This is a genomic window from Paraburkholderia fungorum, from assembly GCF_046026025.1.
Lineage (GTDB): Bacteria > Pseudomonadota > Gammaproteobacteria > Burkholderiales > Burkholderiaceae > Paraburkholderia > Paraburkholderia fungorum_E.
Map to the genome: position 1 here is coordinate 47,249 of NZ_JAQQFL010000021.1, position 24,439 is coordinate 71,687.

The window sequence follows — 24,439 nt, forward strand, 5'->3', positions numbered from 1 at the left end:
GCCATGGCTAGCCAGGTCTCGATGGGCGCGACCCTGAAGTGCTCGTTCGGCGCGGCGCCGTCGAGCCTTGTCGTATTGCCCACCAACAAGGTGTTCGCGGAGGGGCCGCCCGCCGCGAACATCATGGATCACATTCCGCTCGTCAACATCATGCCGTTCGGTATGTGCAACTCGGTCTCGAACCCCACGGTCGCCGCCGCGACGGCCGCCGCGCTCGGTGTGCTGACGCCGATGCCATGTGTGCCCGCGACAGTGGCGCCGTGGACACCCGGTGCCCCGACGGTGACGATCGGCAATTTTCCGGCGCTCGACAACACGTCGACCTGCCTATGCACCTGGGGCGGCGCGATCAGCTTCGTCGCGCCGGGCACCGTCAAAACGATGATTCCCTAAAGGCTGACGCGTGGCGACCTTAGCGACCACCTCCATGACCACTCAGAAGAACCGCCCGTGCGCCGTGACGAGCCCGCTCGGCGACGACGTGCTGCTGTTTGCCGGCATGAACGGCAATGACGAACTCGGCCGGCTCAGTGAATACCAGCTCGACCTGCTGAGCGAAAGCGACGCGATCGCGCTGTCCGACATTCTCGGGCAGACGATGGGTGTGCGTATCGACCGGCCGGGCGGCAACCCGCGGTATTTTCATGGCTACGTCACGCAGTTTGCGCACACCGGCTGGCGCGGCCGTTTTGCAACCTATCAGGCAACGCTGCACCACTGGTTGTGGTTCCTCACGCGCGCGCACAACTGCCGGGTATTCCAGAACAAGACGGTTGTCGAGATCATCAAGGACGTGTTCAACGAGTATCCGGCGAGCTTCGATGCGTCGCTTTCGAACACGTATGAAGCACTGCCGTATTGCGTGCAATACCGTGAGACCGACTTTGCGTTCGTGAGCCGCCTGATGGAGTCGGCGGGCATTTACTACTTCTTCCGTCAGGATGCATCGAGCCACACGCTCGTGCTCGCCGATTCGTACGCGGCGCACAACAGCCTCGACGGCGCCGCATCGATCCGTTACATGGCCGGTGGCGTGGGCGGCGCGCGGGGGATCGAATGTATCGGCGAGTGGACGATGCAAGGCGCGTTGCAGACGCACGAGCAGAGCGCCGCGGATTTCAACTTCGAAATGGCGACCAATCGCGAGGCCAGTATCCCGCTGGCGCAGGCCGCGTTGCAGTCGAACTACGAGAACGCCACGGCGGCGCGCTTCGATTATCCGGGTGGTTTCGCGACCCGGGCGGCCGCGGAGACGGTGGTTCGCACGCGCCTGGAAGCGATCGAGGCACGCGCCCAGCGCGTGAGTGGCCACTCGAATATAGGCGCTATCAGCGCCGGCGGGCTGTTCAAGCTGTTCGACCATCCGCGCGCCGACCAGAACGCACAATACCTCGTGACGGGCGCCCATTACGCGATTTCATACGGCGGCTACGAGCCGGCCGGCGGTGCGGCGCAAGGCCTGCAGTTTTCCTGCACGTTCGACGCGCTCGACAGCACGCATACGTTCCGCACGCCGCTCACGACCCCCAGGCCTTCGATACGGGGCCCGCAGACCGCGTTCGTGACCGGCAACAACGACCAGGAGATCTGGACTGACCAATACGGCCGCGTCAAAGTGCGCTTTCACTGGGACCGTTCCGGCGTCAGCAACGGCGACAGTTCGTGCTGGGTGCGCGTGGCCCAGTCGTTTGCCGGCAAGCGCTGGGGGGCACTGTTCCTGCCGCGCGTCGGGCAGGAGGTGGTGGTCGAGTTTCTCGAGGGCGACCCCGACCGGCCGCTCGTGACGGGCACGGTCTACAACGCCGGCATGATGCCGCCTTACGCGCTGCCCGACAACATCACGCGCTCGGCGATCAGGAGCGATTCGTTCAAAGGAGGCGACACCTACAGCGAACTGCGCTTCGACGACAAGGGCGGCAGCGAACAACTCTTTCTCTTCGCGGGCCGCAACCAGGACAACACCGTCAAGAACGATTCGCTCGAATCGGTGGGCAAGGACCGCCATCTCTCGATAGCGGGCAGTCACTACGCCAAGGTGGCGGGCGACCGGCACGACACGGTGCAGGGCGCGCACAACGGCAAGATCGGCGGGACGCTTTCGTTCGATGTGACGGGCGATACCCAGCACAAATCGGGCGGCAATCTCGCGTTGAGCGCGGCCGGACGCATCGATCTCAAGGCCGCGAATATCACGCTGGAGGCGGATCAGATGCTGACCCTGAAGGTCGGTGGCAACACGATCGTGCTCGCGCCGGACGGCGTCTCGATCTCCGGCACGACGGTCGCCATCGTCGGCTCGGCGATGGTCAATATCAACGGCGGCGGCGCGAACAGCGGAGGGTCCGCGCAAGCGGCCGCGCCGCAAGCGCCCGACGCGCCCACGGAGGCCGACGATGGCACGAGGTAATCCGTCATGTTCCTGATACTTCGCGTCGAACACTATCGCAACGCGGCGGCAACCGGGGCGATCGAAAGAAAGTTCGGAGTGGACGGCGGCACGATCGGCCGCTCGACCGACAACGACCTGGTCCTGCCGGACCCGGACAAGCTGATTTCGCGCGCGCATGCCCGCATCGAGTTTCGCGACGGCAGTTTTCTGATTCAGGACGTGGGCAGCAATCCCAGCGTGCTGAACGGGCGGCCGTTGGGCGGTTCGCGTCAGGCGCGGCTGACGCACGGCGACGATCTCGCGGTGGGGGAGTATCTGTTGAGCGTGGTGGTGCAGGCCGACGCGCCGGCGGTGGTGGCGGCGCCGTCTCCATCCCCGCTTGCCGCCCGCAACGGGCTCGACGATCTGCTCGGTTCGGGCGGTGCTGTGCCGTTGCCCGACCCGCTGGCGTTGCCGCCAGGCCTCGACGCATTGCAGATCGGCAGTGGGCCGGCGGACGATCCGCTTGGACTCAATGGACCGTTGAACTCGCACGCGGGGCCGCTGGCCGACGCGTTGTTCGAACGCCCGTCTCACGAGCGGACGCCGGGCTACAGCGGCTCGATGGGCACCCATGCGGCGCCGGAGTCGTTGCCGTTCACCGGCGCATCGATGGGCATTCCTACGGACTACGATCCGTTTGCCGATTTGGGGCAGAGTGGTCGGGGCGGCGGTGATGGTCATGATGTGGTGACGGCATCGCCGCAGCAGGCGCAAGAGCGGAGCGCGAGCGAGGCGTCGGCGGCGGCGCCCGCGCCGGTCCTGCTGCCGGAATTCACGATTCTTGGGCGCTCAGGGCACGGGCCGGCCGCGGCTGAGCCGGTCAAGCCAATGCCGGATGTCACGCTCGTGGACGGATCGCCTCAGGCACCCGTGCTCGTGCAGGGGGTGCAAGCTACCTTGCCGTCTGTTTCCGCTCAAGCGGATCACGCGGCGGAATTGCCTGCTTTCGCCCATGCAGCCGCTGCTCACGTCGCTCAGGCGACGCAAGCAGCCCAGCCAGCACCAACGGGTCAGGCAGTGCCAACCGCACCTGCATCCGCTCCTGCGCCCGCTCCCGCGCCAACCCAGGACGCCATGCTGCAAGCGCTCCTCAAAGGCCTTGGCGTCCCCGACCTGCCGCTCGGCGCGCGTAGCGCGGTGGACCTCGCCGAACTGGTCGGCCAGATGCTGCGCGAATCGCTCGGCGGAACCATTGACGTGCTGATGGCCCGGGCGCTGACCAAAAAGGAGATTCGCATCGACATGACGGTGATCGGCGTGCGCGATAACAATCCGCTGAAATTTTTCCCGGATGTGGATAGCGCGCTGATGCAGATGCTGTCGGGACGCGGCGTGGGTTACCTGCCGCCGCTCAAGGCGATCTGGGCTTCGTTCGACGACATCAAGGCGCACGAACTCGCAATGGTGGCCGGCATGCGGGCGGCGCTGCTCGACGTGCTCAAGCGTTTCGACCCGGCGGCGATCGAGAAGCGCGTCTCGGCGCCGAGCGTGATGGACAAGATGCTCGGCGGCAACCGCAAGGCGCGCATGTGGGACCGCCAGGTCGAAATGTACGACGAGATGGTGCGCGAGGCCGACGACGACTTTCAGCGCCTGTTCGGCGAACGTTTCGCGAGCGCTTACGAAGACCAGATCGGACGCATACGTTCCAAATGAAAACTCGTTCTCCTTTGGGTCTGTTCCACCGCGTGCCGGCGGCACCGTGTGAGAACTCGCCTGCGCGGCCACGGTGCGTCGATCCCATGCGCCGCCTGCTCGTCCTTGGCGCGGCGTCGCTGGTGGCCGGCTGCGGCATGCTGGACAAGCTGCCCTTGATCGGCAAAGCCAAGCCGCCGCCTGCGCCTCCACCGGCACCCGCCGCGCCGCCGCCGCAGCTTATCAATGTCACGCTGAAGGCCGCCGCCGAACTCAATCCGGACGTCACCGGCCGGCCGTCGCCGGTTGCGGTGCGGCTCTACCAGTTGAAGTCGGCGAGCAAGTTCGCCAACGCCGATTTCTTCGCGCTGTTCGATCACGACAGCGCGTTGCTCGGCGCGGACCTGCTGGCGCGCGAAGACCTTCAGGTCGAACCCGGCGCGAGCCGCACCGTGGTGTTGGAGCGCGCCAGGGATGTTCGGCAGATCGCCGTGCTGGCGGCGTATCGGGACGTCGACTCGGCGAGCTGGCGCGCGTTCGTCGACGTCTGGCCGGCCGACGTCAAACAGGTCGAGGTTCGGCTCGAGGCGCTGGGCGTCGCGATCGCGGCAGGGGCACCGGCAGCGGCTGGGGCAGCGACGGGGGCAAGCCAGGGCGGCGCGCCTCATTCGTAGATTGCACAGCACACATAGGCCGTCGGGGAGCGGGCAGTGGCCGTCTTGAACTCGTTAGGCAAGCAGACGAATTGATGAATCGCAGCATCACCGGAGTTAGCACACGCGATGTCCTGGAACAACAAAGTCATCTGGTCCGAGGGGATGTTTCTGCAGCCGCAGCATCTCCAGCAACACGACCGTTATCTTCATGCGCTGGTCGAATCGCGAGCGGCCGGACTGCGGCCGTATGGCTGGGGCTTCACCACGCTCAAGCTCGACGACGCGCAACTCGCGCTCGGCAAGCTGGCGATTCTTGAATGCGCGGGCGTGCTGCCCGACGGCACGCCGTTCGCGCTTTCCGCCGACGACGCCCCGCCGCCGGGCATCGACATTCCGGATGACGCGCGCAACGCGCTCGTGGTGCTCGCGCTGCCGGTGCGCCGCCCCGGTATTCCGGAGGCCACGGCCGTTCCGTCCACTGACGGTTTTGCGCGCTACGGTACGCTCGAATACGAAGTGAACGACAGCAACGCGGACGGCACCGGCGCGGCGCTGCTGCAAATCGGCAAGCTGCGCCTGCGGCTCGCGTTCGAATCCGAAGTGGTGAACGCGCACGCGTGCCTGGGCGTCGCACGGGTGATCGAGCGGCGCGCGGACAACCGCGTCGTACTCGATCCCGACTACGCACCGCCGTGTCTCGACTACCGGGTGGCGCCACGGCTCGCCGCGTTCGCCGACGAATTCACCGGGCTGCTGCGCCAGCGTGGCGAGGCGCTCGCGAGCCGGCTGACCGCGCCGGGCACAGGCGGGGCCGCTGAGATTCAGGACTTTCTGTTGCTGCAACTCGTCAATCGCGCCGAGCCGCTGATCGCGCATCTGGCGACCATGACCGGCTTGCACCCGGAAGAACTGTTCCGCGTCGCGGTGGCGCTGGCGGGCGAGTTGGCAACCTTCTCGCAGGCGAACAAGCGCACCGCGCAATACCCGGTGTACCGGCATGACCGGCTCGCCGAAACCTTCATGCCGGTGATCGCCGATCTTCGGCAGTCCTTGAGTATGGTGATGGACTCCGCCGTCGTACCGATTCCGCTCGACGCCCGCAAATTCGGCGTGCATGTCGCGGTAGTGCCCGACACCGAGCTCTACAAGTCCGCCATGTTCGTGCTCGCGGTCAACGCGCAGATGCCCGCGGAAACCGTGCGCAACAGCTTCGCGCAGCAGGTCAAGATCGGGCCGGTCGAAAAGATCCGCGACCTTGTCAATTTGCAGCTTCCCGGCATCGCCTTGCGCGCGCTGCCGGTCGCGCCACGGCAGTTGCCGTTCCACGCCGGCTTCACGTACTTCGAACTCGATCGCAGCAACGATCTGTGGAAGTTGCTGCCCACCTCGGCCGGCTTCGCGATGCACGTGGCGGGCGAATTCCCAGGTCTGCAACTGGCGTTCTGGGCCATCAGGAGATAGCCGATCATGAGTCGAGACGACTTCGCTGCGGATCAGGACGCGACGTTCCTGGTGCCGCGTCCGGGCGGCAAGGGCGCAACGCCTGGCGCGCCCGCCGCGCCAGCCGACGTGCCGGCGCCTACCCCGTCGCCAATGCAATCAGCCACGCCGGCCGATGCGCCCGCGTCAGGCCCAATCTCGACGAGCGGGCTCAATCCGCTGTTGCGCGCGGCTAATCCGCTGCTCGATCTGATCGTGCCGCTGCGGCATATGTCGACCCATTCCGATCTCGAAGACTTGCGCCGCCGTCTGGTCGACGGTGTGCGTCAGTTCGAGAGCGAGGCCCGCGCGGCGAACCTCAGCGTCGAAACCTTGTCGGCGGCGCGCTACGCGTTGTGCACCTTTCTCGACGAAACCGTGTCTAGCACGCCGTGGGGTGGCGGCGGTGCATGGTCGGGGCGCAGTCTGCTGATCCTGTTTCACAACGAGGCGTCGGGTGGCGAGAAATTCTTCATGATCCTGCAGCGGCTCGCGCAGGACCCGCGCGCCAACCTCGAAGTGCTCGAGTTGATGTACGTGTGTCTCGCGCTCGGCATGGAAGGGCGCTACCGCCTGATCGAAGGCGGCCGTGCGCAACTCGACGTGTTGCGCGAGCGGCTGCTGGCGATGATCCGCGAGCGGCGCGGCCCGCTCGAACGCGATCTGTCGCCGCATTGGCAAGGCGTTGTGGACAAGCGCAATCCGTTGATGCGCATGCTGCCGATGTGGGTGCTTGCCGCGCTCACCGGCGTGATCCTGATGGGGCTGCAACTGGCGTTCTCGATCAGTCTGAACCGCGCGTCCGATCCGGTATTCGCCGCGCTGCACGGCGTCAAGACGGCGGTGGCCGAACCTGCCGCCGCGCCAAAGGCCGCCGTCGCGCTCGAGCCCGTGAAGCCGCGCCTCGCTACGTTTCTTGCGCCGGAGGTCAGCCAGGGGCTGGTCAGCGTGGCCGAGACGCCTGGCAAATCGACAGTCACGCTGCATGGCGACGGCATGTTCGGTTCCGGCAGCGCCGATGTGTCGCGCAGTTTCTATCCGCTACTCGATCGCATCGGCGACGCGTTGAAGACCGTGCCGGGCCGCGTCGTGGTGGCGGGGCATACGGACGACCAGCGCATCGTGTCGGCGCGTTTCCCGTCGAACTGGCATTTGTCGCAAGCCCGCGCCGAAGCGGTCAAGCAGGTGCTGGCCGCCCGCACCGGCACGCCGGAGCGTTTCGCCGCCGAGGGGCGTGGCGACACTGAGCCGCTCGTACCGAACGACAGCGCGGCGAACCGCGCGCGCAACCGGCGCGTGGATGTGACCGTCTTCACCTCGGGTACGCCATGAATGGCGTTGTTGCCGCGGTGTTTCTGTTTTGTCTTTTGCCAGGTCACCTGTCATGAAACGTCTCTTTAGCTGGTTCATCCGTGCCTGGGTGCTGGCGTTCTTCGGCGCACTCGCGCTCGCGTTGATCGTCTGGTTCGACGGGCCGCTCGTTGCCTTCAACGGCAATGCGCCGCTGGAATCGGCGTCGAGCCGCGTCACGTTGATCGCGATTATTTTTGTGCTGTGGGCCGGCTTCTTTGTCGGCAAATGGCTGATCGGACGCATTGCCAGTTTGAAGCTGATGCAGAGCGTGGCCGCGCAGCCGGCCACCGATGCGGCATCGGCATCGCCCGCGCCGTCTGCGGGAGAGACGCGCTCGGCCGCCGAAGTGTCGGCGCTCAACCAGCGCTTCCAGGAAGCACTGACGATTCTGCGTGAGGCGCGCGGCGGCCGCCGCTTTGGCGGTCAGTATCTGTATCAGACGCCGTGGTACATGTTCGTCGGCGCGCCGGGCGCGGGCAAGACCACCGCGCTGGTCCACTCAGGCCTGAAATTCCCGCTGGCCGATAAGCTCGGCCGCGAGGCGATTCGCGGTATAGGCGGCACGCGCAACTGCGACTGGTGGTTCACCGACGAAGCCGTATTGCTCGACACAGCCGGCCGCTACACGACTCAGGACAGCGATTCCGATGCCGATAAGGCGGCATGGACGGGCTTCCTGCAATTGCTGAAGAAATACCGTCGGCGCCGGCCGATCAACGGCGTGATCGTGGCGGTTTCGGTTGCCGATCTGCTGCGGCAGTCCGAAGCCGATCGCAAGACGCAGGCGCTGGCGATCCGCGAGCGGGTCAAGGAATTGCATGAACGCCTCGGCATCCGCTTTCCGATCTATGTGCTGGTGACGAAGTGCGACCTGATGGCCGGCTTCGTCGAGTTCTTCGACGACCTCGGGCGCGAGGAGCGCACGAGTGTCTGGGGCATGACGTTTCCGGTTGCCGACGCCGCGAACGTCGACCAGTTGCTCGCCACCTTTCCGGCTGAATTCGACGCATTGGAAGCGCGCCTGCAGGCGCGTGTGCTCGACCGCCTGCAACAGGAGCGGGACGTGCGGCGTCGTGCGCTGATCTATGGCTTTCCGCAGCAACTCGCGTCGCTGCGCGACCTGCTGGCCGGCTTCCTCGGCGACGTGTTCCAGTCGAGTCGCTATGAAGAAAACGCGCTGCTGCGCGGCGTGTATTTCACCAGCGGCACCCAGGAGGGCAGCCCGATCGACCGCGTGATGGGGGCCCTGGCGGCGAGCTTCGGTGTCGATCGTCAGGTGCTGGTGGCGAACACGGCGAGCGGCCGCAGCTATTTCATTACGCGGCTGCTGCGCGACGTGCTGTTCCAGGAGTCGGGTCTGGCCGGCGCGGACCTGCGTGTCGAGCGCCGCCGTGCGTGGCTGCAACGCGGCGCCTGGATGCTGGCCGCCGTCCTGATCGTGCTGGTGACGGCGGGGCTCGTGACCAGTTACGTGCGCAACAAAGCTTACGTTCGCGAGGTTGCGTCACAGGTCGACGCGATCGATGCGCAGGCGCGCAACCTCGTGCCCGGCGCCGGTGTGCTGAGCGTGTTGCCGCTGCTCGACGCCGCGCGCGACATTCCCGGTGGTTACTCGGATCGCAACGGCGGCGCACCGTTTCTGATGACGCTGGGTCTGTATCAGGGCGACAAGCTCGGCTCCGCCGCGCAGGCCCTGTATCAGCGTCTCTTGCGTCAGACCCTGTTGCCGAGAGTGGTCGGCCGCCTGGAAGAACAACTGCGGCGTGGCGAAGCCAACAACCCGCAATATCTGTACGAGACGCTGCGGGTCTATCTGATGCTGGGCGACCCGAGCCATTTCGACGCCGAATCGGTTGGCGCGTGGACGGACTACGACTGGGACCGCAACCTCGCCGGGCATGTCACCGACGACCAGCGCAAGGATCTGTCGGCGCATATGAGCGCGCTGCTCGAGCATCTGCAGGACGACGGCCCGGTCACGCTCGACGCCGACCTGGTCGCGTCGACCCGCCAGGCACTGGCGAAGATTCCGCTGCAACAGCGGGTCTATGCGTCGCTGGTGCGCAATCTGCAGCACACGAGTTTGCCGGAGGTTTCGCCGGCCAGCGCGGCGGGGCGTGACGCGGCACTCGTGTTCGTGCGCAAGAGCGGCGAGCCGATGACGCGCGGCGTACCCGGCCTCTACACGCGCGACGGCTACCGGCAATTCCTCGCGCGCCGCGATCTGGCGGTGGCCGACGTCGTCAAGGACAACTGGATATTGGGCAAGGACGAAGCAGTCACCGATCCGGCGGCGGTCGAGCAACTGAACGCACAGGTGCTGGAGCTTTACTATGACGACTACATCCGACGCTGGGACGCATTCCTGTCCGATGTCGGCATCGTCCCGTTTCACGACCTCGATCAGGCCGCGCGGGTGGTGAACGTGCTCGCGCAGCCCACCTCGCCGCTGAAGAAGTTCCTGAGCGTGGCCGCGAAGGAAACCACACTCGGCGACGTCAAGCAGAGCACCTTGATCGATACCGCCAAGGGCAAACTCGACAGCGTCAAGAAGAAGCTGGAGAGTGCGCTTGCCTCGTCCGACGATGCGGTGCCCGCGCCGGCGGCCGCGCTGCAAAATCCCGTCGATCTGCATTTCGATTCGTTGCACCAGCTCGCGGCGGCGGGCGCGGGCGGCGCATCGCCGCTCGATTCGCAGTTGGCCGCGCTCAACGAGGTGTTCGTCTATCTCGATGCCGCCAATACCGCGAAGCGCCAGGGCGCACCTGCGCCCGCCTCGGACGCGTTGGTCAAGCTGAAGCAGGGCGCTGAAGGCAAGCCCGCGCCACTTGCGGCGATGCTCACGGGTGTGGCGGACGCGGGGTCGTCATTGACGCTCGGCAGCGAGCGTGGGCGCCTGAGTTCGCTGTGGGTGGCGAACGTCGCGTCGTTCTGCCACCAGGCGATTGACGGCCGTTATCCGCTCGTCCGTAACGCCGGCAACGCGGTGACACAGGACGACTTCGGCCGCGTGTTCGCGCCGGGTGGCCTGATCGACGACTTCTTCCAGCACAATCTGATGCCTTACGTCGATATGTCGAAGACGCGCTGGAGCTGGCGGCCTTTCGGCAACGTATCGCTTGGCATTCCAGAGGATGTGCTGACGCAATTCCAACGCGCCGCGCAGATTCGCGATGCGTTCTTTTCGGGCGGCGGCAAGATGGCGTCCGCCCGCTTCGAATTGAAGCCGGTCACGATGGACGCTGCCGTGACGCAGTTCACGCTCGACATTGATGGACAGACCCTCACGTACGGACATGGTCCCACGCGTTCGACCCCATTCCAGTGGCCTAACGGAAAAGTATCGAGTTCGGTGCGGGTCGACTATGCGCCGCCGGGGGCGGGCGGCAGCAGCGGATATTCCACCGACGGCCCATGGGCGTGGTTCAGGATGATCGACAAGGGCGTGCTGGAGCCGACCGCGCAGCGCGACCGCTATAACCTCACGCTGGACCTCGACGGCCGCAAGGTCACGCTGGAGTTGCGCGCGAGCAGCGTGGTGAACCCGTTCAATCTCGACGCACTCAGCAAATTTACGTGTCCGGCCAAGCTATGAGCGAACGGTTCGACGCGCCGGGTTTTTTCGGCAAGGCCATTACGCATGGAGATTTTCTGTCGCGACGCTTGCCGGCGTCCTTTCTCGAGCCGTGGGATGACTGGTTGCAGCGCGGGCTGCACGCGAGCCGTCAGCAGTTGGGTGCCGACTGGCTCGGCGCGTATCTAACGAGCCCGGTGTGGCGCTTTGTGCTTGGCAGAGGCGTGTGTGGAGAGCGTGCCTGGGCGGGCGTGATGATGCCGGGCATCGATCGTGTCGGGCGTTATTTTCCGCTGACGATAGCGGCGAGTCGCGACGCGAGTGTCGGTCTCGTCGAATGGATCGGCGTGAGCGGTGAATGGTACGACCGTCTGGACGTGCTGGCACGCTCGACGCTCGACGAGCGCTTCCAGATCGACGCGTTCGATGGGGCACTCACGCAGTTGGTCGCACCTGGTGTGCCCATTGTGCCTGGCGTGCCTGCCGTGCGAGCGGAGAAGACGGCGTTGTGTCTCCGGATAGCTTCGTTCTCGGGCGCTGATGTCGCGGATGGCGCACACACGCTGATGAACGATCTGGTGGCGACCTGTGCCGCCGGGTGCAGCTTCTGGTGGAGTGAGGGCGGCGCGGCCGGTGAAGCCGTGTTGGTCGCATGCGAAGGGTTGCCTGCCGAGCAGCAGTTCAGCGCATTGGTGGGCGCCGGGTGGGAAGCCTCGGGGTGGACGATTTTGTGCCGCGGCACCGCGCGTTGAACAGAATCGCTGTATGAGCGGCACCGGGAGGAATGTTCAGCTTCCCTATGCAACGCAGGACGCGTTAGCGATCAAACCCGATCAAACCCGATCAAACCCGACCAGTCCCGGCCAGCCCCGACCAGTCCGGACGCTATGCGTCGAACCACACCAGCACCACGGTGACGTTGTCTTTGCCGCCGTGCTGTTTAGCGAGTTCGACAAGCTGGTGGCTACAGGTTGCCAGTGTGTCAGGCGTAGTGAGGCGTAGCACGTCCGCAATCTGCTGGTCGTTCAGCATGCCGTGCAGACCGTCCGAGCACAGCAGATAAAGATCACCCGGCCTCGGCGTGAGCCGGTGTACCTCAGGTTCGACCAGTGGCGATGGACCGATCGCCTGCAGCAATTCGTTGCGCCCTGGCAGATTGACGGTGATGCCTGCGTCGAGCGCCTTTTGATAGAGCGTCTGGTCGCTCGTGATCTGCAGCATCCGGCTATCGCGCCAGCGATAGAGCCGGCTGTCGCCGACGTGGAACACCACCATGGTCGCCGACTGAGGCTGGCGCCAGATACCGGTCATGGTGGTACCCATGCCGCGGCCGTCGGGACGCATGTCGCTGCGATTCATCGCGTAGAGCTGCTCATTAACATGTTCGACCGCTCGCGTCGCGACGGTAATAGCCGGATGCGTGCGTTGCGGCGCGGTGCCGTCCGACTTCGCCGAATATCGGCCCGGCAGCGTGGCGTCGGGATCGTCGTGTGGTTCATGATGAAACGCGTGGGGATCGACTTCTGCGATGAACTGATGGAACAGTGCCAGCGCCTCCGTGCTCGCGACCTCGCCGGCATCATGGCCGCCCATGCCGTCGCACACGATGGCAAGCCCGAGTGCGTCATCAATCAGGAAATTGTCTTCGTTGTTGCGGCGCACGAGTCCGATATCGGATAGGCCGAATGCGCAACCCGTGGCGAGCTGATAGGTCTGATTGGGCGAGGAGGGTTTCAAGTGAGTCGTGTCGAGTCAGCGCTGGCCGGAAGGAGCGAAAGCATCTTGTTTCAAGCCATTATCCATAAAGACCTGGCGGCGTCAACGACTAAAGGCGCTGTGCGGATGAGCGCAATTGGCAGGATGGAAATCAGCGCGCTGATGAAGCATTTAGGGGAACGTATGGGGAACGGATACGACGTAGCGTGATCCGCGCTTGCCGAGCGAAAGTAGAGGCACTGAATGGGGTCTGGCGAACTATGCCCTCAGTTTTCTTCCTCGTTGCCGCGAGGCGGCGTGAGTTCCACCGTTCGTCTGCGCGGACCGGGCAGCGGCAGGCGGCTCGCGAGTGCTTGTCGAATTACCTTCCTGATCGATACCTTGCGCCCGAAAAGAGCGCGTAATGCTTCGATCTGCGCGGGCCCTGTCGCGTCGCTCGCGATGAGGTATTCCTCGGGACGCAGGAAGTCCCAGCCATGCACGTTATCGTTGCGTTCGCTCCGGGTTCCTTGCTCGGCCAATGTGCTCGCACTGTCGAGATAGACGTCGAAGCGATGAAGCGGGTTGAGCCTGGCGTCTTCTGAACGGAACGGGTGGCCTGGCGGCTGTGAGGTGAACGACTGAACCAGGGCCCGCACTTTCGCGCGCTGCTCGCCGCGAGAGAGATCGACGCGCACGACGCGCTCGGGGTCGACCGGATCCAGCTTGTCGTCCGTTGCCCACCCGGTTTCGCGCACGCCAAACACACCGGGTGCCTCAATTCCGTAGTGCGCGGCAAACTCACCGACGGTCTCCTCGACGAGCTCATGCATCGCGCGATGCGCCTGATGCACGGCGCCGTCATGCGTCATCGTCAATACCGCAGCAGGGCGGCGCTCGGCCAGCAGGTTGATGAGCTGTTGCTTCGTTTGCAGTGCGCTCCAGACGCCGTGCTCGTGATCGAGAAGATGCGCCGTATCCTGGCGCGCGCCAGGTGCGAACGGGTCAAGGTCGGGGTTGCCGCGCATGGAGGTAATTGTCGAACGGCGTCCCGCGCCGAGCATGCGCATGAAGCGGCGTGATTCGTTGCCGCGTTCACGCGCGAGCGTCGACGGATCCTCCGGATCTTGCTGCGAAATCGTGCCGGTGCGCCGATCGGATACGATCCGTTTGCCGCCTTCGCCGCTGGTCGCATGCGCTTCGTCGAACTGCACGCCACGGCGAATCAGCCGACGCACGCCGCCGCTGCCGTTCGATTCGTCATCCCGGTGCGGATAGAAGCCGAGCACCGCGGGCCGGCTCGGTGCGGGCTGAAGCTGCGGCCACACGATCGTATCGGACGCCGAAATACCTCCAGAGCGATGCGCCGGTGCGCCATCTCCGGGTTTGCGGCTAACGCCGTCGTCGGCGCTGCCGAACGAAGCCCCGCGCGCGGCGCCGGATTTGCGTGCCGGGAGGCACGTGTCCTGCGCCAGATGACGAGGCTCGCGCGCAGCGGCTTGCGGCTTCTGTTGCTCAAGAGAATCTGCGGCCGTAGGGCCGGCAGGAAGGTTGGTTCCGTTGTCTCCGACGCGCATGGCGTACTCCTTTTGCTCGATGCTTCGACGCTACAGGCATCAGCGAGCGCGCACGCGACTCAGTCCGCAATATCGGATCGGCGTGCGAAGCAGTGAAGCGGTGACGTCGCCCGGGCACTTCGCTTTTTCGGCAATGACGTCGCGTGTTGAACGTTAGCTACGGGTCTTGCACATACACTAGATGATCGACCGGTGAGGGGGGCAGTACGTTGTCGTGCATGAGGCTGGGTGGTCATGACTGAAAGAATCAGTGATTCGGACCCGACATCTCCGATCGAAAAGACGGCTGCAGGAACGCCGCTGGAGCAGCCGGAAGGTGGCTCGCGGCCATCGGCGCCGCCGTCGATGCCGGCGGAACTCGAAGCCTTGCGCGCGTCTCGCGCCGCAGGCGGAACACGCAGCGACGTGTCGTCCGCCACGTTTCGTGCCGCACGGCCCCCGCAATCCGCGGAAACCCCTTCCGTTTCTGCGTTCCCGCGGCGCCCAGGACAGGGTTCATTGCCGTTCATTCCGGTCAGTTATTCGGCCAGCGCTAATGCGGTGATCGCACAAAGTCTCGACGGTTCGAACGTCGATATCGCCGTTTATCATGACGCGTCCAGCCGGGTCGACGGATGTGCAGTGATCGAAATCCGCAGCGAGGGCGCATACGCCGCAGGACGCGCGGCGTTGAGCAAGGTAATCGTCGACGCAGTCAACGCGTACGACTTGCATCCGGGCAACGGTTTTGTACTCGTCAATGGCGGACCATCGATTTCGCGAACTCCGGACGCGCTGGAGGGTGCTGTCAGCGAAGCACTTGCATCGCTCGGGTACAGCGAACTCCGGGCACGTGCAGCGCGATATCCGCGTCCTGTCACGCGTGACGTGACCGACGGTGTGCAAGTGGAGGGCACTCCACCACGTGCGCTCGATGCCGCACAAGCCGTAGATGGCCCGCGCACTGTATTGCACGGCCACCGAAGCCTCTGGCGCAAGCGGCCTGATATTCTGTTCGCCCCACATGGGCGTTTGGTCGGGGGGCAGGCGGGAGAAGCATTCCACGTTCCGCTGGATGCGTACTTCGTCCGCGGGGCGATCCATGCGGATGGACATGCGATGAGCGCGCACGAGATTGTCTATCGGGTCGTCTCTTCCGGCGCATACCGGTACGGGCAGCCGCTAGCGTTCTATGCCGAGCCTGAGGGCACTCTCTCTCGAGAGCACATTGACCGGCTCGCGGAGGATCTCGCCGACGTTACCCAGGTTCCGTTGATGCATATCCGCGACGTCCGTGCAAAGCGCTCACCTGGACCGCCCGGCGCGGCGCTCGAGGTGATAGGCGAGGGATACGCGCGTTCGATCACGCCAGAGTCGGATTTGCGCCGTCCGTCTTCCACCGGATTGGGCGTGCTGGAAAATTTTGGCAGGGAGAAGGTCGCCTTCAAAGGCACGGCTATCGATCCGCTTTGGGGCGAGCCGGTGGTCGTTACCATTCAGCGCACGCCTAACGGGTCCTCGTTCATCCGCTCGCCGGATCAGATCGTGGAAGCAAAGCGACGGGTTCAGGCACTCGGTTATCCCGTGGAGCGAATCCGACGTACCGGCGATATCTTTGGACGTCCCGCATGGATCGCCGAAGAACAAGCCTTGATATTCGATTCGAAGTCGAACCATCATGCGGGTTCGAAGGAAAGTCCCGTCCTGAATGCACAGACGCTTGCGCATTTGCAATATATTCGGGCGCTTGCCGCGGAGAGCGGCAATGAACTGGTCGATGCGCAGATGGGAATCCGTCGCGACGGTACTGCCGTCTTGCGCGATACCGGGCTTGCCAGTCTGACGGGTGTGCATGGAAGTGGACGTGGTGTCGATGCGCTTCTCGACACCGTCGAAACCGAAGTGAGGCTCAGCATCGCGAAGCGCGGCGAGACATAATCGAACGGTGCTTTTCCTGCACCCGCTCCTTCACCACAACCCCGCCGCAATATCCACGAACAGTATCTTCACGATCGTCATAGCCGGAAAGATCATCGCGTAACCGATGTCCGGCTTGTCGGTTGCGGTGAGCTTGTTGGCGAAAGCGAGAATCGCCGGATTACCGCAGGCGCCGGCAACGATACCCGCCACTTCGTCGTACGGCAGGCGATACACCAGCAGACCCAGAATCAGAATGGGCACAGCCAGCGCGAGCAGCACGATCGCGCCAAGCGCCAGCATCAGCAGTCCGGTCTGTGAAACGGTCGCGGCGAACTTCGGCCCCGACGCCATGCCCACCTGCGCAAGAAAAATCGTCAGCCCGAGATTGCGCAACACGAGGTTCGCGGGCAGCGGCATCGTCCAGGTGACGCTGCCGGTCCGGCGCAGCTTGCCTAATACGAGCGCTACGATCAGCACCCCGCATAAGCCGAGCGCGAGTTTGCCCAGCCCCGGCAGCGGAACCTGGATCGCACCGACCAGAAACCCCAACGCCATCCCCAAGCCGACCGAAATGTAGCTGAACTCGGCCGTGCCCTTGATCGAATCGCCGAAGAAGGTCCGCAATGCGGGAAACGTCGCGCGCTGCGTCAGCAGGCCAACACGGTCGCCGTATTCGAGTATGAGATCGGCGCTCGGCATGACGTCAGCATCGCCGCGGCGCACGTGGGCGACGATCGAGCCGTCTGGCAGCTTCAGTTCGCCGAGCGTGCGGCCCACCACATTCGCTCGCGACGCAAACACGCGCAGATAGTCCAGATCGCCGCGGTCCCGCAGCACGCGCCCGGGCGCGGCTTCGCCAAGACGCTTGCGAGCCTCGGCGAGCGCATCTTCATCCGGACTGACGGCGAGCACCACATCGTTTTCGGCGAGCACGAGTTCGGGCGTGGCCGGCGCGTTGTGATGCGCACTGCGTACCGCGACAATCTGCACGTTGGCGGGGAGCGCCGCGAGCGTTTCGGCGAGCGTCTTGCCACGGAATGCCGGATTGCGCAGCGCGATTTCGAGGATTGCGAGGCCCGCGTTGGAAGCCGTCCTGATCTTCGGCGCAAGGACCATGTACGCCAGATAGAGCAGCAGAATCGGACCGGCCACGCCGAACGGGTAGGAGACCGAATAGCCCACCGCCGCGTCGTCGTTGCCGAGCGCGGCGATGGTCGCCTGCAATGCCGCCGTGCTGGTGCCTGAACCGGAGAAGAGGCCGAGTGCATGCCCCGGATTAAGGTGCATGACTTTCTGGATCGCGATGCTTGCCGCGCCCGCGCAAAGCACGCCGATCAGCGCGAGGATGTTCGCGCGCCGGCCCGCGGCGCTGGTGAGCCCAAGGAAAAACTGCTTGCCGTATTGCACGCCGACTGTGTAGAGGAACAGCGACAGGCCGAGTGTGCCGATCATGGGCGCGGGCGCCGATTTCGGCGCGAATGAGCCAGCGGCGAGTGCGACGAACAGCACCGCGCCGACCCCGAGCGAAAACCCTTTGATATTGATTTCGCCGACGAAATAACCTACGGCGATGGTAAGGAACAGCGTCATTAACGGCTGCTGCTCAAGAAGCGTCTTCAGGAAATCCACGTTTCCTCCGATAGGGTGTGAGACTTCGGGTTCTGCCGGCTTCCTGCAACTGCGCTGCTTATGCTCAATGAGTCAGAGAGCCGCCCTCGCGGGCGGGATGTTCGCCAGTATCTAACAGATTGTGGTTTTTTTCCTTTGTGTTTGAAACCAGGCGTCAACCTTTGCCGAGCGCGATATACCGTTCGAGGTGATGATCCTCATCCCCCAGTTGATGGTCGATCATCACGAGACGCTTTGCATAGTGAGCGAGCGGCAGCTCCCACGTCATGCCGATACCGCCATGCAGTTGAATGCATTCCTCGGCGACCCGCGCGCCAATCCTGCCAATGCTGTACTTGGCCGCTGAAACGGCACGTTCCCGCACAGTTCGCTCAGAGCCAAGCGCCGCAGCCGCGTTGATCACCGCCGAGCGCGCCTGTTCGATTTCGAGCAGCAGATCGGCCATTCGATGTTGCAAGGCCTGGAAGCTGCCGATCGGTACACCAAACTGTTTGCGTGTACGCAAGTACTCAAGCGTGTAGTCTTTCGCGACATCCATCGCGCCGACTGCTTCGGCGCACAAGCCAAGCACGCCGCAACTGAGCGCGTATTCGAGCGTCGCGAAACCTTGGCCGGTCTTACCGAGCAATGCAGCGTCGCTCAGCGTGACGTTGTCGAATGTGACCTCGGCCGCGCGGCCGCCATCGATCTTGCGATAGCCGCGTACGCTGACACCCGCGGCGTCGCGCGGGACGAGAAAGAGCGTGATGCCGGCTTCTTCATCGTCGGCGCCATTCGTGCGCGCGGAGACCAGAAAGAGGGTAGCGTTCTCGCCTTGCTGAACTACCGCCTTCGCGCCGTTCAACGTCCACGTGTCATTGTTGCGTTCTGCACGCGTCGTTACGCGCGATAGTTCGTAGTGGCCGTCCGGTTCGCCATGCGCGAGCGCAACGATCCGGGAGCCGTCGATCAGATCGCCAAGCGTGGCCTTTTGCGTTTCATTGCCTTCACGCGTGATTGCCTGGCCGACGATTAGCGTATCGAGAAACGGCTCGACCACAAGGCCGCGACCCAGACTCTCGAAGACGACCGCGATATCGAAGCCGCCGCCGCCAAAACCCCCATCCGTTTCGTCGAACAACGCGCCGATAATGCCCAGTTCCGCGAATCGATTCCACAGATCGGCGCTAAAGCCTTCGGGTGAGCGCGCAATCCGGTCGCGCGTTGCGAATCCGTATTGCTCCGTGATAAAACGGTTGAGCGTGTCCGCCAGCATGCGGCGGTCTTCGGTGTGCTGAAAATTCATGGCGTTCGCCCCTTACAGTCCCAGGATCATTTTGGAAATGATGTTCTTCTGGATTTCGTTGGAGCCGCCGAAGATCGACAGCTTGCGGTTATTGAAGTAAAGCGAGGCCGCGCTCGCCGCTTCATCGGGGCCGACCGGCGTGCCTTCAAATCCGTCGTGCAGGGCTTCCTCGACGAACGGTTGCGCATACGGTCCCATTGCGCGGCGTGTCAGCGAGGAGATTTCCTGGCGGATTTCAGTGCCGCGAATCTTCAGCATCGAACTCTCGGCGCCCGGCACGCCGCCGCCGGCCACCGCCGCGATCACGCGCAGGTTGGTGGTCTTCATGTTCTCCAGATCGATTTCGACGCGCGCCATGCGCGCGGCAAACGACGGATCGTCCGCCAGCGGCCGGCCGTTGCGCTGCTGTTTCGCGGCGATCTTGCGCAGCCGGTTCAGGGCGGCTACCGAAAAGCCGACGCCGGCGATATTGGTCCGCTCATACGTGAGCAGATATTTGGCGTAGGTCCAGCCCCTGTTCTCTTCGCCGACGAGGTTGTCGACGGGCACGCGGACATCCGTGAAAAACACTTCGTTGACTTCGTGTTCGCCGTCGAGCGTGATGATCGGGCGCACGTCGATGCCCGGCGTATTCATGTCGATCAGCAGGAAGCTGATGCCTTCCTGCTTGCGCACGTCGGTGGCGCTGCGCACGAGGCAGAAGATCATGTTCGCGTAGTGGCCGAGCGTGGTCCACGTTTTCTGACCGTTGACGATGTAGTGCTGGCCTTGCGCGTCGCTGCCGCGTACCGCGGTGGTTTTGACGGAGGCGAGGTCCGAGCCCGCACCCGGTTCCGAGTAGCCCTGGCACCACCAGTCCGAGCCATCGAGAATGCGCGGCAGCCAGTGACGTTTTTGCGCCTCGTTGCCGTATTTGATCAACACCGGGCCGAGCATGTTGACACCGAACGGCACGACACGCGGCGCCCCCGCCAACGCACATTCATTTTCGAAGATGAATTTCTGCACGGCAGTCCAGCCTGGGCCGCCGTACTCCTTCGGCCAATGATTGGCGAGCCAGCCTTGCGCGTTGAGAATGGCGTGCCACTCGGCCATGTCGTCGCGCGTGAGACGGCGGCCGCCGTGTACTTTATCGGCGAGACGCTGCGGGAGCTTGTCGTGCAGGAAACGCTGCACGTCGGTGCGAAAAGCCTCTTCTTCAGGCGTAAAGTTCAGATCCATGATGGGTTCGTTCCTCGATGGTTGGTAGCCCGATGCCTGGCAACCGGATGGGCTGGCTGACCGGTGGCGGCCAGCCAGTCACCGGTCGAGCATGCTCCCGATGACGGTGGGGCTCAAGCTGTCTGATTGAGGCTCGCGAAATCGGCGCCGCGTTCGACCAGTTCGACCAGCAGCGGCGAGGCTCGCCAGAACAGCGGGTCTTCCTTGGCGAATTCGCGGATGTCCGCAAGAACCGTGGCGAGGCCCACCGTATCGGCGTATTTCATCGGGCCGCCGCGATAGCGCGGAAAACCATAGCCATAGAGGAAGGTCACGTCGACGTCGAGCGGACGCAGCGCGATACCTTCGTGCACGACGTTGGCCCCTTCGTTGATCATCGCGGCCATATAACGGCGGATGATTTCTTCGTCGGTGAACGTACGCGGCGTGATGCCGGCGCGTTCACGCTCGGCTTCGATGATGGCCTCGACCTCGGGGTCCGGCGCGCCGGTACGCGAACCTTCGGGGTACAGATAAAAACCGCGTCCGGTCTTCTGGCCAAACCAGCCGCGTTCGCAAAGACGATCGGCGATCTGCACGTAGCGCGCGTCAGGGTTGCGCGTGGCGGCGCGGCGCTTGCGCGTGGCCCAGCCGATGTCGCCGCCCGCCAGATCGACCACCTGGAACGGGCCCATCGGGAAGCCGAACGCGCGCACGGCCGCGTCGATCTGATAGGGCGACGCGCCATCTTCGGTCATCGCGTCCGCCGCGCTGCGATACACCGCCAGCACGCGATTGCCGATAAAGCCGTCACACACGCCGGCTCGCACCGGCGTCTTGCGCAGTTTCTTGGCGAGTTCGAACGCCGTGGCGACGACATCCGCGCTGACCTGCTTCGGCACCACCACTTCCAGCAGTTTCATGATGTTGGCGGGCGAGAAGAAGTGCAGACCGATCACGTCCGCGGGGCGCGAGATGCTGGCCGCGATCGCATCGATGTCGAGATACGACGTGTTGGTGGCGAGCACCGCGCCGGTTTTACAGACGCGATCGAGTTCGGCGAACACGGCCTTTTTCACCGACAGGTCTTCGAATACGGCTTCGATCACCAGATCGGCGTCGGCGAGTGCGTCGTAGGTGGTGCTGCCTTGCCAGCGAGTCATGATGTCGGCTTTCTTTTCGGTACTCAGGCGGCCTTTGGCGATCAGGCTGTCATAGACCTTTTCGATGTGCGCGCGCCCGCGTGCGAGCGACGCGTCGTCGCGTTCGATCATCGTCACCGGCAAGCCCGCATCGAGCACCGCAACGGCGATGCCCGCACCCATCGTGCCACCGCCCACTACGCCGATCTTATTCAACGTGCGTGGTTTCGCGTCGCGTGTTTCCGGCGCCTTCAGCACTTCGCGTTCGGCAAAAAACGCGTGAATCAGGCCGGCGCGCTGCGGACTGTCGAGGCATTCCAGGAAAAGTTTGCGTTCGAGTCGCAGGCCGTCTTCGAATGGCTGTTCCACGGCGGCTTCCACGGCATCGACGATTTTGAGCGGGGAGAACAGGCCACGCGATTTCTTCGCCGTTTCCGCGCGTGCCGCGGCGACGGCGGCGAGGCTCGCGGTGCGATCGCTGAGCGCGGCGGCGTCGCGCGTGCGCCGCACCGGCGCGTGAGCGGCCAGCAGTTCGTGCACATAGGCGAGTCCTTCGGCGAGGATGTCGTCGCTGCTGCCGAGCCGGTCGATGAGGCCGAGCGCGAGGGCTTCTTTCGCGCCCGCATGGCGGCCGCTCAGGATCAGCTCGAGCGCGGCCTGCGCGCCGATCAGGCGCGGCGTGCGTTGCGTGCCGCCCGCACCCGGCAGCAGGCCGAGTTGTACTTCGGGCAAACCGAGTTTCGCACCCTCCACGGCGAGCCGGTAGTGCGCCCCGAGGGCGACTTCCAGGCCCCCGCCGAGCGCGGCGCCGTGAATGGCGGCCACTACCGGCTTCGTGCACGCCTCGATGCGATTGCATACGTCCGGCAGCGACGGCGGCACCGGCGGCTTGCCGAACTCGCGGATGTCCGCGCCCGCGATGAAATTGCGTCCGGCGCCGACGATCAGCACCGCTTCGACGGCCTTGTCGGCATCCGCGGCTTCGATGGCGGCGAGCAGGCCGCGCCGCACGTCGGCGGACAAGGCGTTGACCGGCGCATGGTCGATGGTGACCAGCAGGACTTTGCCGCGCAATTCGCGTGTGACAACGTCGGCGGAAGGGGTGAGGGTCATCGTGTCGTCTCCTGAATAGGTGCCGTCGGGCTAAATCGGGCCAAATCCGCGCGGTTGAGGCGTACTGGGTCTGGCGAATTGTTCAATTCTCGGTCGGTCAAGGTTTATTGACAATTACATAGACCGTTGACAGACTGTCAAAATTATTTTGACAAAGGCCGTGTCATGGACGTCAATTCGCTGACCCTGCTGGTTGATATTCTCGACGCGGGCAACCTGAGCGAAGCCGCGCGCCGGCTGAAAATGAGCCGCGCGAACGTGAGCTATCACCTGAACCAGTTGGAGCGTTCGATCGGGATGCAACTGGTGAGGCGCACCACGCGCCGGGTCGAGGCGACCGAAATCGGTCTGCAGTTATACGAGCATGGCCGTACGATCCAGAATGCGCTGCTGGCCGCGCGCGAGTCGGTCACCACGCTCGGGCAGAGCTTGCAGGGGCGGGTCAGATTGAGTGTGCCGAGCGGCTACGGGCAACTGGTGATGTCGGACTGGCTGATCGCGTTCAAGCGTCTCTATCCCGGCATCGTGCTCGATGTGATGTTCGAGAACCGTGTTGAGGATCTGATGCGCGACGAGGTCGACATCGCGGTTCGCGTGATGTCCGAACCGCCGCAAAACCTCGTTGCGCGCGACATGGGGCCGGTGCGATACGTGGCCTGCGCTTCGCCGGATTTTGCTGAAAGCCGCGGTATGCCGGTGCGGCTCGACGATCTGCGCACGGCGCCGTTGATTACGTCGGCGGTGGTCGGCAGGCAATTGCGGGTGGCGGCGTATCTGCGCGACGAACGCCACGAAGTGCTGCTGGAACCGGCGATTATTTCCGAGAACTTTCTGTTCTTGCGTCAGGCGGTGCTGGCCGGCCTCGGTGTGGGTCTGGTGCCCGACTATGTGGTGCAGGACGACCTGCGTCGCGGGGATGTGGTGACGGCGCTCGATGAATGGCGCTTAAGCATCTTCGGTACCAACATGTACATGCTCTATATGCCGAATCGCCATCACACGCGCGCGGCGGCGAGTTTTATCGAGTTCATTCTGGAGCAGGCGCGCGGAAGTGGAAGAGGAAACGCGGCTCACGGTATGCTTGGCAAAACGGCGGGATAGCCGTGCACGTGGCAGCACATTAAACCTCAGGGGAGACGTCAATGAAATGGGCAATCGCATTTCTCGCTCTGCTTGCAATCGCCATTGTCATTGTGCTGGTCTCGCGCCTTCCGGGCGAGGACGCCATCCGCCTCGCCGGCTACGCGGCCACTGCGGGCTTCGCCGCACTGGTCGGCTTCCTGATTCGCTGGCGCGCAAGTCGCGCGCAACGAAACAAACGCGCCGGGTGAGCATGCACGCCTCAAGTCATATCTTTGGCCGGATAGAACGACGCATTGTCACATTTGGTTGATATACAGAAGGTGCAATCCGCGTAGGAGATTGATTTGGACGCTCGAAAATCAGTGTTACACGTCGAACCTGCCACGAAGCATCCATTTGAGAGTTGCTTCCTTGATCTCGGTGGCCACTCCGCCGAGCGAGCCCTTACTGTGCTCACTGCCACAATCCACGCTGCCCAGCGGGAAATGAATGCATTTGACTGGATTACAGACGCGCTTCCCGGCGCCACGCTCAAACCAGCGCTCGCATTCGGCACGGTTGGCGAGCTGTACCGGTCGTACACCAGACCAGCAGAACTGGGGCGCCTGAAAGGCGTGCTGCGCGCCTGAGCACGGTGTGTTGCGAAAGACCTGTCATGGATCCGCAAAACTTGGCCGTCAGAATGGTC

At 64.2% G+C, this 24,439-nt stretch carries 18 protein-coding genes; 12 read left to right on the plus strand and 6 right to left on the minus strand.

Going from position 1 to position 24,439, the window contains the following annotated elements; genetic code table 11:
* The first annotated feature begins 3 nt into the window (after positions 1–3).
* From PQR67_RS22340 to tagF, 8 genes are all read left to right on the plus strand, one after another.
* Positions 4–393 (plus strand): DUF4280 domain-containing protein, encoded by a 390-nt coding sequence (locus tag PQR67_RS22340; RefSeq protein WP_408464094.1) that lies wholly within the window; start codon positions 4–6, stop codon positions 391–393.
* Between the two features lie 34 nt (positions 394–427).
* A complete protein-coding gene (locus PQR67_RS22345) occupies positions 428–2,407 on the plus strand; it encodes a type VI secretion system Vgr family protein (RefSeq protein WP_408464097.1) in 1,980 nt (659 codons plus the stop codon).
* Between the two features lie 6 nt (positions 2,408–2,413).
* Positions 2,414–4,087, plus strand: a complete 1,674-nt coding sequence (tagH, locus tag PQR67_RS22350) for a type VI secretion system-associated FHA domain protein TagH (RefSeq protein ID WP_408464100.1) — start codon at positions 2,414–2,416, stop codon at positions 4,085–4,087.
* Positions 4,084–4,740: a type VI secretion system lipoprotein TssJ gene (tssJ, locus tag PQR67_RS22355; protein ID WP_408464103.1), complete on the plus strand. Its 657-nt coding sequence runs from the start codon at positions 4,084–4,086 to the stop codon at positions 4,738–4,740. The genes tagH and tssJ overlap by 4 nt, the downstream gene beginning before the upstream one ends.
* 108 nt (positions 4,741–4,848) lie before the next feature.
* Positions 4,849–6,183, plus strand: a complete 1,335-nt coding sequence (gene tssK, locus PQR67_RS22360) for a type VI secretion system baseplate subunit TssK (protein WP_408464106.1) — start codon at positions 4,849–4,851, stop codon at positions 6,181–6,183.
* A gap of 6 nt (positions 6,184–6,189) precedes the next feature.
* Complete coding sequence (locus PQR67_RS22365; RefSeq protein ID WP_408464109.1) at positions 6,190–7,533, plus strand: DotU family type VI secretion system protein; 1,344 nt, start codon at positions 6,190–6,192, stop codon at positions 7,531–7,533.
* Positions 7,534–7,585: 52 nt separating this feature from the next.
* Positions 7,586–11,149, plus strand: coding sequence for a type VI secretion system membrane subunit TssM (gene tssM, locus PQR67_RS22370; protein WP_408464112.1), 3,564 nt, complete (start codon positions 7,586–7,588; stop codon positions 11,147–11,149).
* Positions 11,146–11,880, plus strand: coding sequence for a type VI secretion system-associated protein TagF (gene tagF / locus PQR67_RS22375; protein WP_408464115.1), 735 nt, complete (start codon positions 11,146–11,148; stop codon positions 11,878–11,880). The genes tssM and tagF overlap by 4 nt, the downstream gene beginning before the upstream one ends.
* A gap of 133 nt (positions 11,881–12,013) precedes the next feature.
* Here the strand turns inward: tagF and PQR67_RS22380 are convergent, their stop codons facing one another.
* Entirely contained in the window at positions 12,014–12,865 is an 852-nt protein-coding gene (locus PQR67_RS22380; protein WP_408464118.1) for a PP2C family protein-serine/threonine phosphatase, read from the minus strand.
* Positions 12,866–13,110: 245 nt separating this feature from the next.
* A complete protein-coding gene (locus PQR67_RS22385; RefSeq protein WP_408464121.1) occupies positions 13,111–14,400 on the minus strand; it encodes a PIG-L deacetylase family protein in 1,290 nt (429 codons plus the stop codon).
* Between the two features lie 234 nt (positions 14,401–14,634).
* On the opposite strand from PQR67_RS22385, the gene PQR67_RS22390 reads away from it, so the two are divergent.
* On the plus strand, positions 14,635–16,317 hold the full coding sequence (locus PQR67_RS22390; RefSeq protein ID WP_408464124.1) for a hypothetical protein: 1,683 nt from the start codon (positions 14,635–14,637) through the stop codon (positions 16,315–16,317).
* A gap of 30 nt (positions 16,318–16,347) precedes the next feature.
* Here PQR67_RS22390 and PQR67_RS22395 read toward each other — a convergent pair whose 3' ends face one another.
* From PQR67_RS22395 to PQR67_RS22410, 4 genes are all read right to left on the minus strand, one after another.
* The gene (locus tag PQR67_RS22395; protein ID WP_408464127.1) at positions 16,348–17,928 is read right to left on the minus strand and encodes an aspartate:alanine exchanger family transporter; all 1,581 of its coding nucleotides are present in this window, start codon (positions 17,926–17,928) and stop codon (positions 16,348–16,350) included.
* Between the two features lie 154 nt (positions 17,929–18,082).
* On the minus strand, positions 18,083–19,213 hold the full coding sequence (locus PQR67_RS22400; RefSeq protein WP_408464130.1) for an acyl-CoA dehydrogenase family protein: 1,131 nt from the start codon (positions 19,211–19,213) through the stop codon (positions 18,083–18,085).
* A gap of 12 nt (positions 19,214–19,225) precedes the next feature.
* Positions 19,226–20,434, minus strand: a complete 1,209-nt coding sequence (locus PQR67_RS22405; protein ID WP_408464133.1) for an acyl-CoA dehydrogenase family protein — start codon at positions 20,432–20,434, stop codon at positions 19,226–19,228.
* Positions 20,435–20,547: 113 nt separating this feature from the next.
* Positions 20,548–22,668, minus strand: a complete 2,121-nt coding sequence (locus PQR67_RS22410) for a 3-hydroxyacyl-CoA dehydrogenase NAD-binding domain-containing protein (RefSeq protein ID WP_408464136.1) — start codon at positions 22,666–22,668, stop codon at positions 20,548–20,550.
* A gap of 165 nt (positions 22,669–22,833) precedes the next feature.
* Here PQR67_RS22410 and PQR67_RS22415 point away from each other — a divergent pair, with 165 nt between their 5' ends.
* The 3 genes from PQR67_RS22415 (at position 22,834) to PQR67_RS22425 (ending at position 24,380) form a co-directional block, all read left to right on the plus strand.
* A complete protein-coding gene (locus tag PQR67_RS22415) occupies positions 22,834–23,769 on the plus strand; it encodes a LysR family transcriptional regulator (RefSeq protein WP_408464139.1) in 936 nt (311 codons plus the stop codon).
* Positions 23,770–23,810: 41 nt separating this feature from the next.
* Positions 23,811–23,999 carry a hypothetical protein gene (locus tag PQR67_RS22420; protein WP_408464142.1) on the plus strand — a complete coding sequence of 63 codons (189 nt, stop codon included), beginning with the start codon at positions 23,811–23,813 and terminating at the stop codon, positions 23,997–23,999.
* Between the two features lie 237 nt (positions 24,000–24,236).
* Complete coding sequence (locus tag PQR67_RS22425) at positions 24,237–24,380, plus strand: hypothetical protein (protein WP_408464145.1); 144 nt, start codon at positions 24,237–24,239, stop codon at positions 24,378–24,380.
* Positions 24,381–24,439 lie beyond the last annotated feature (59 nt).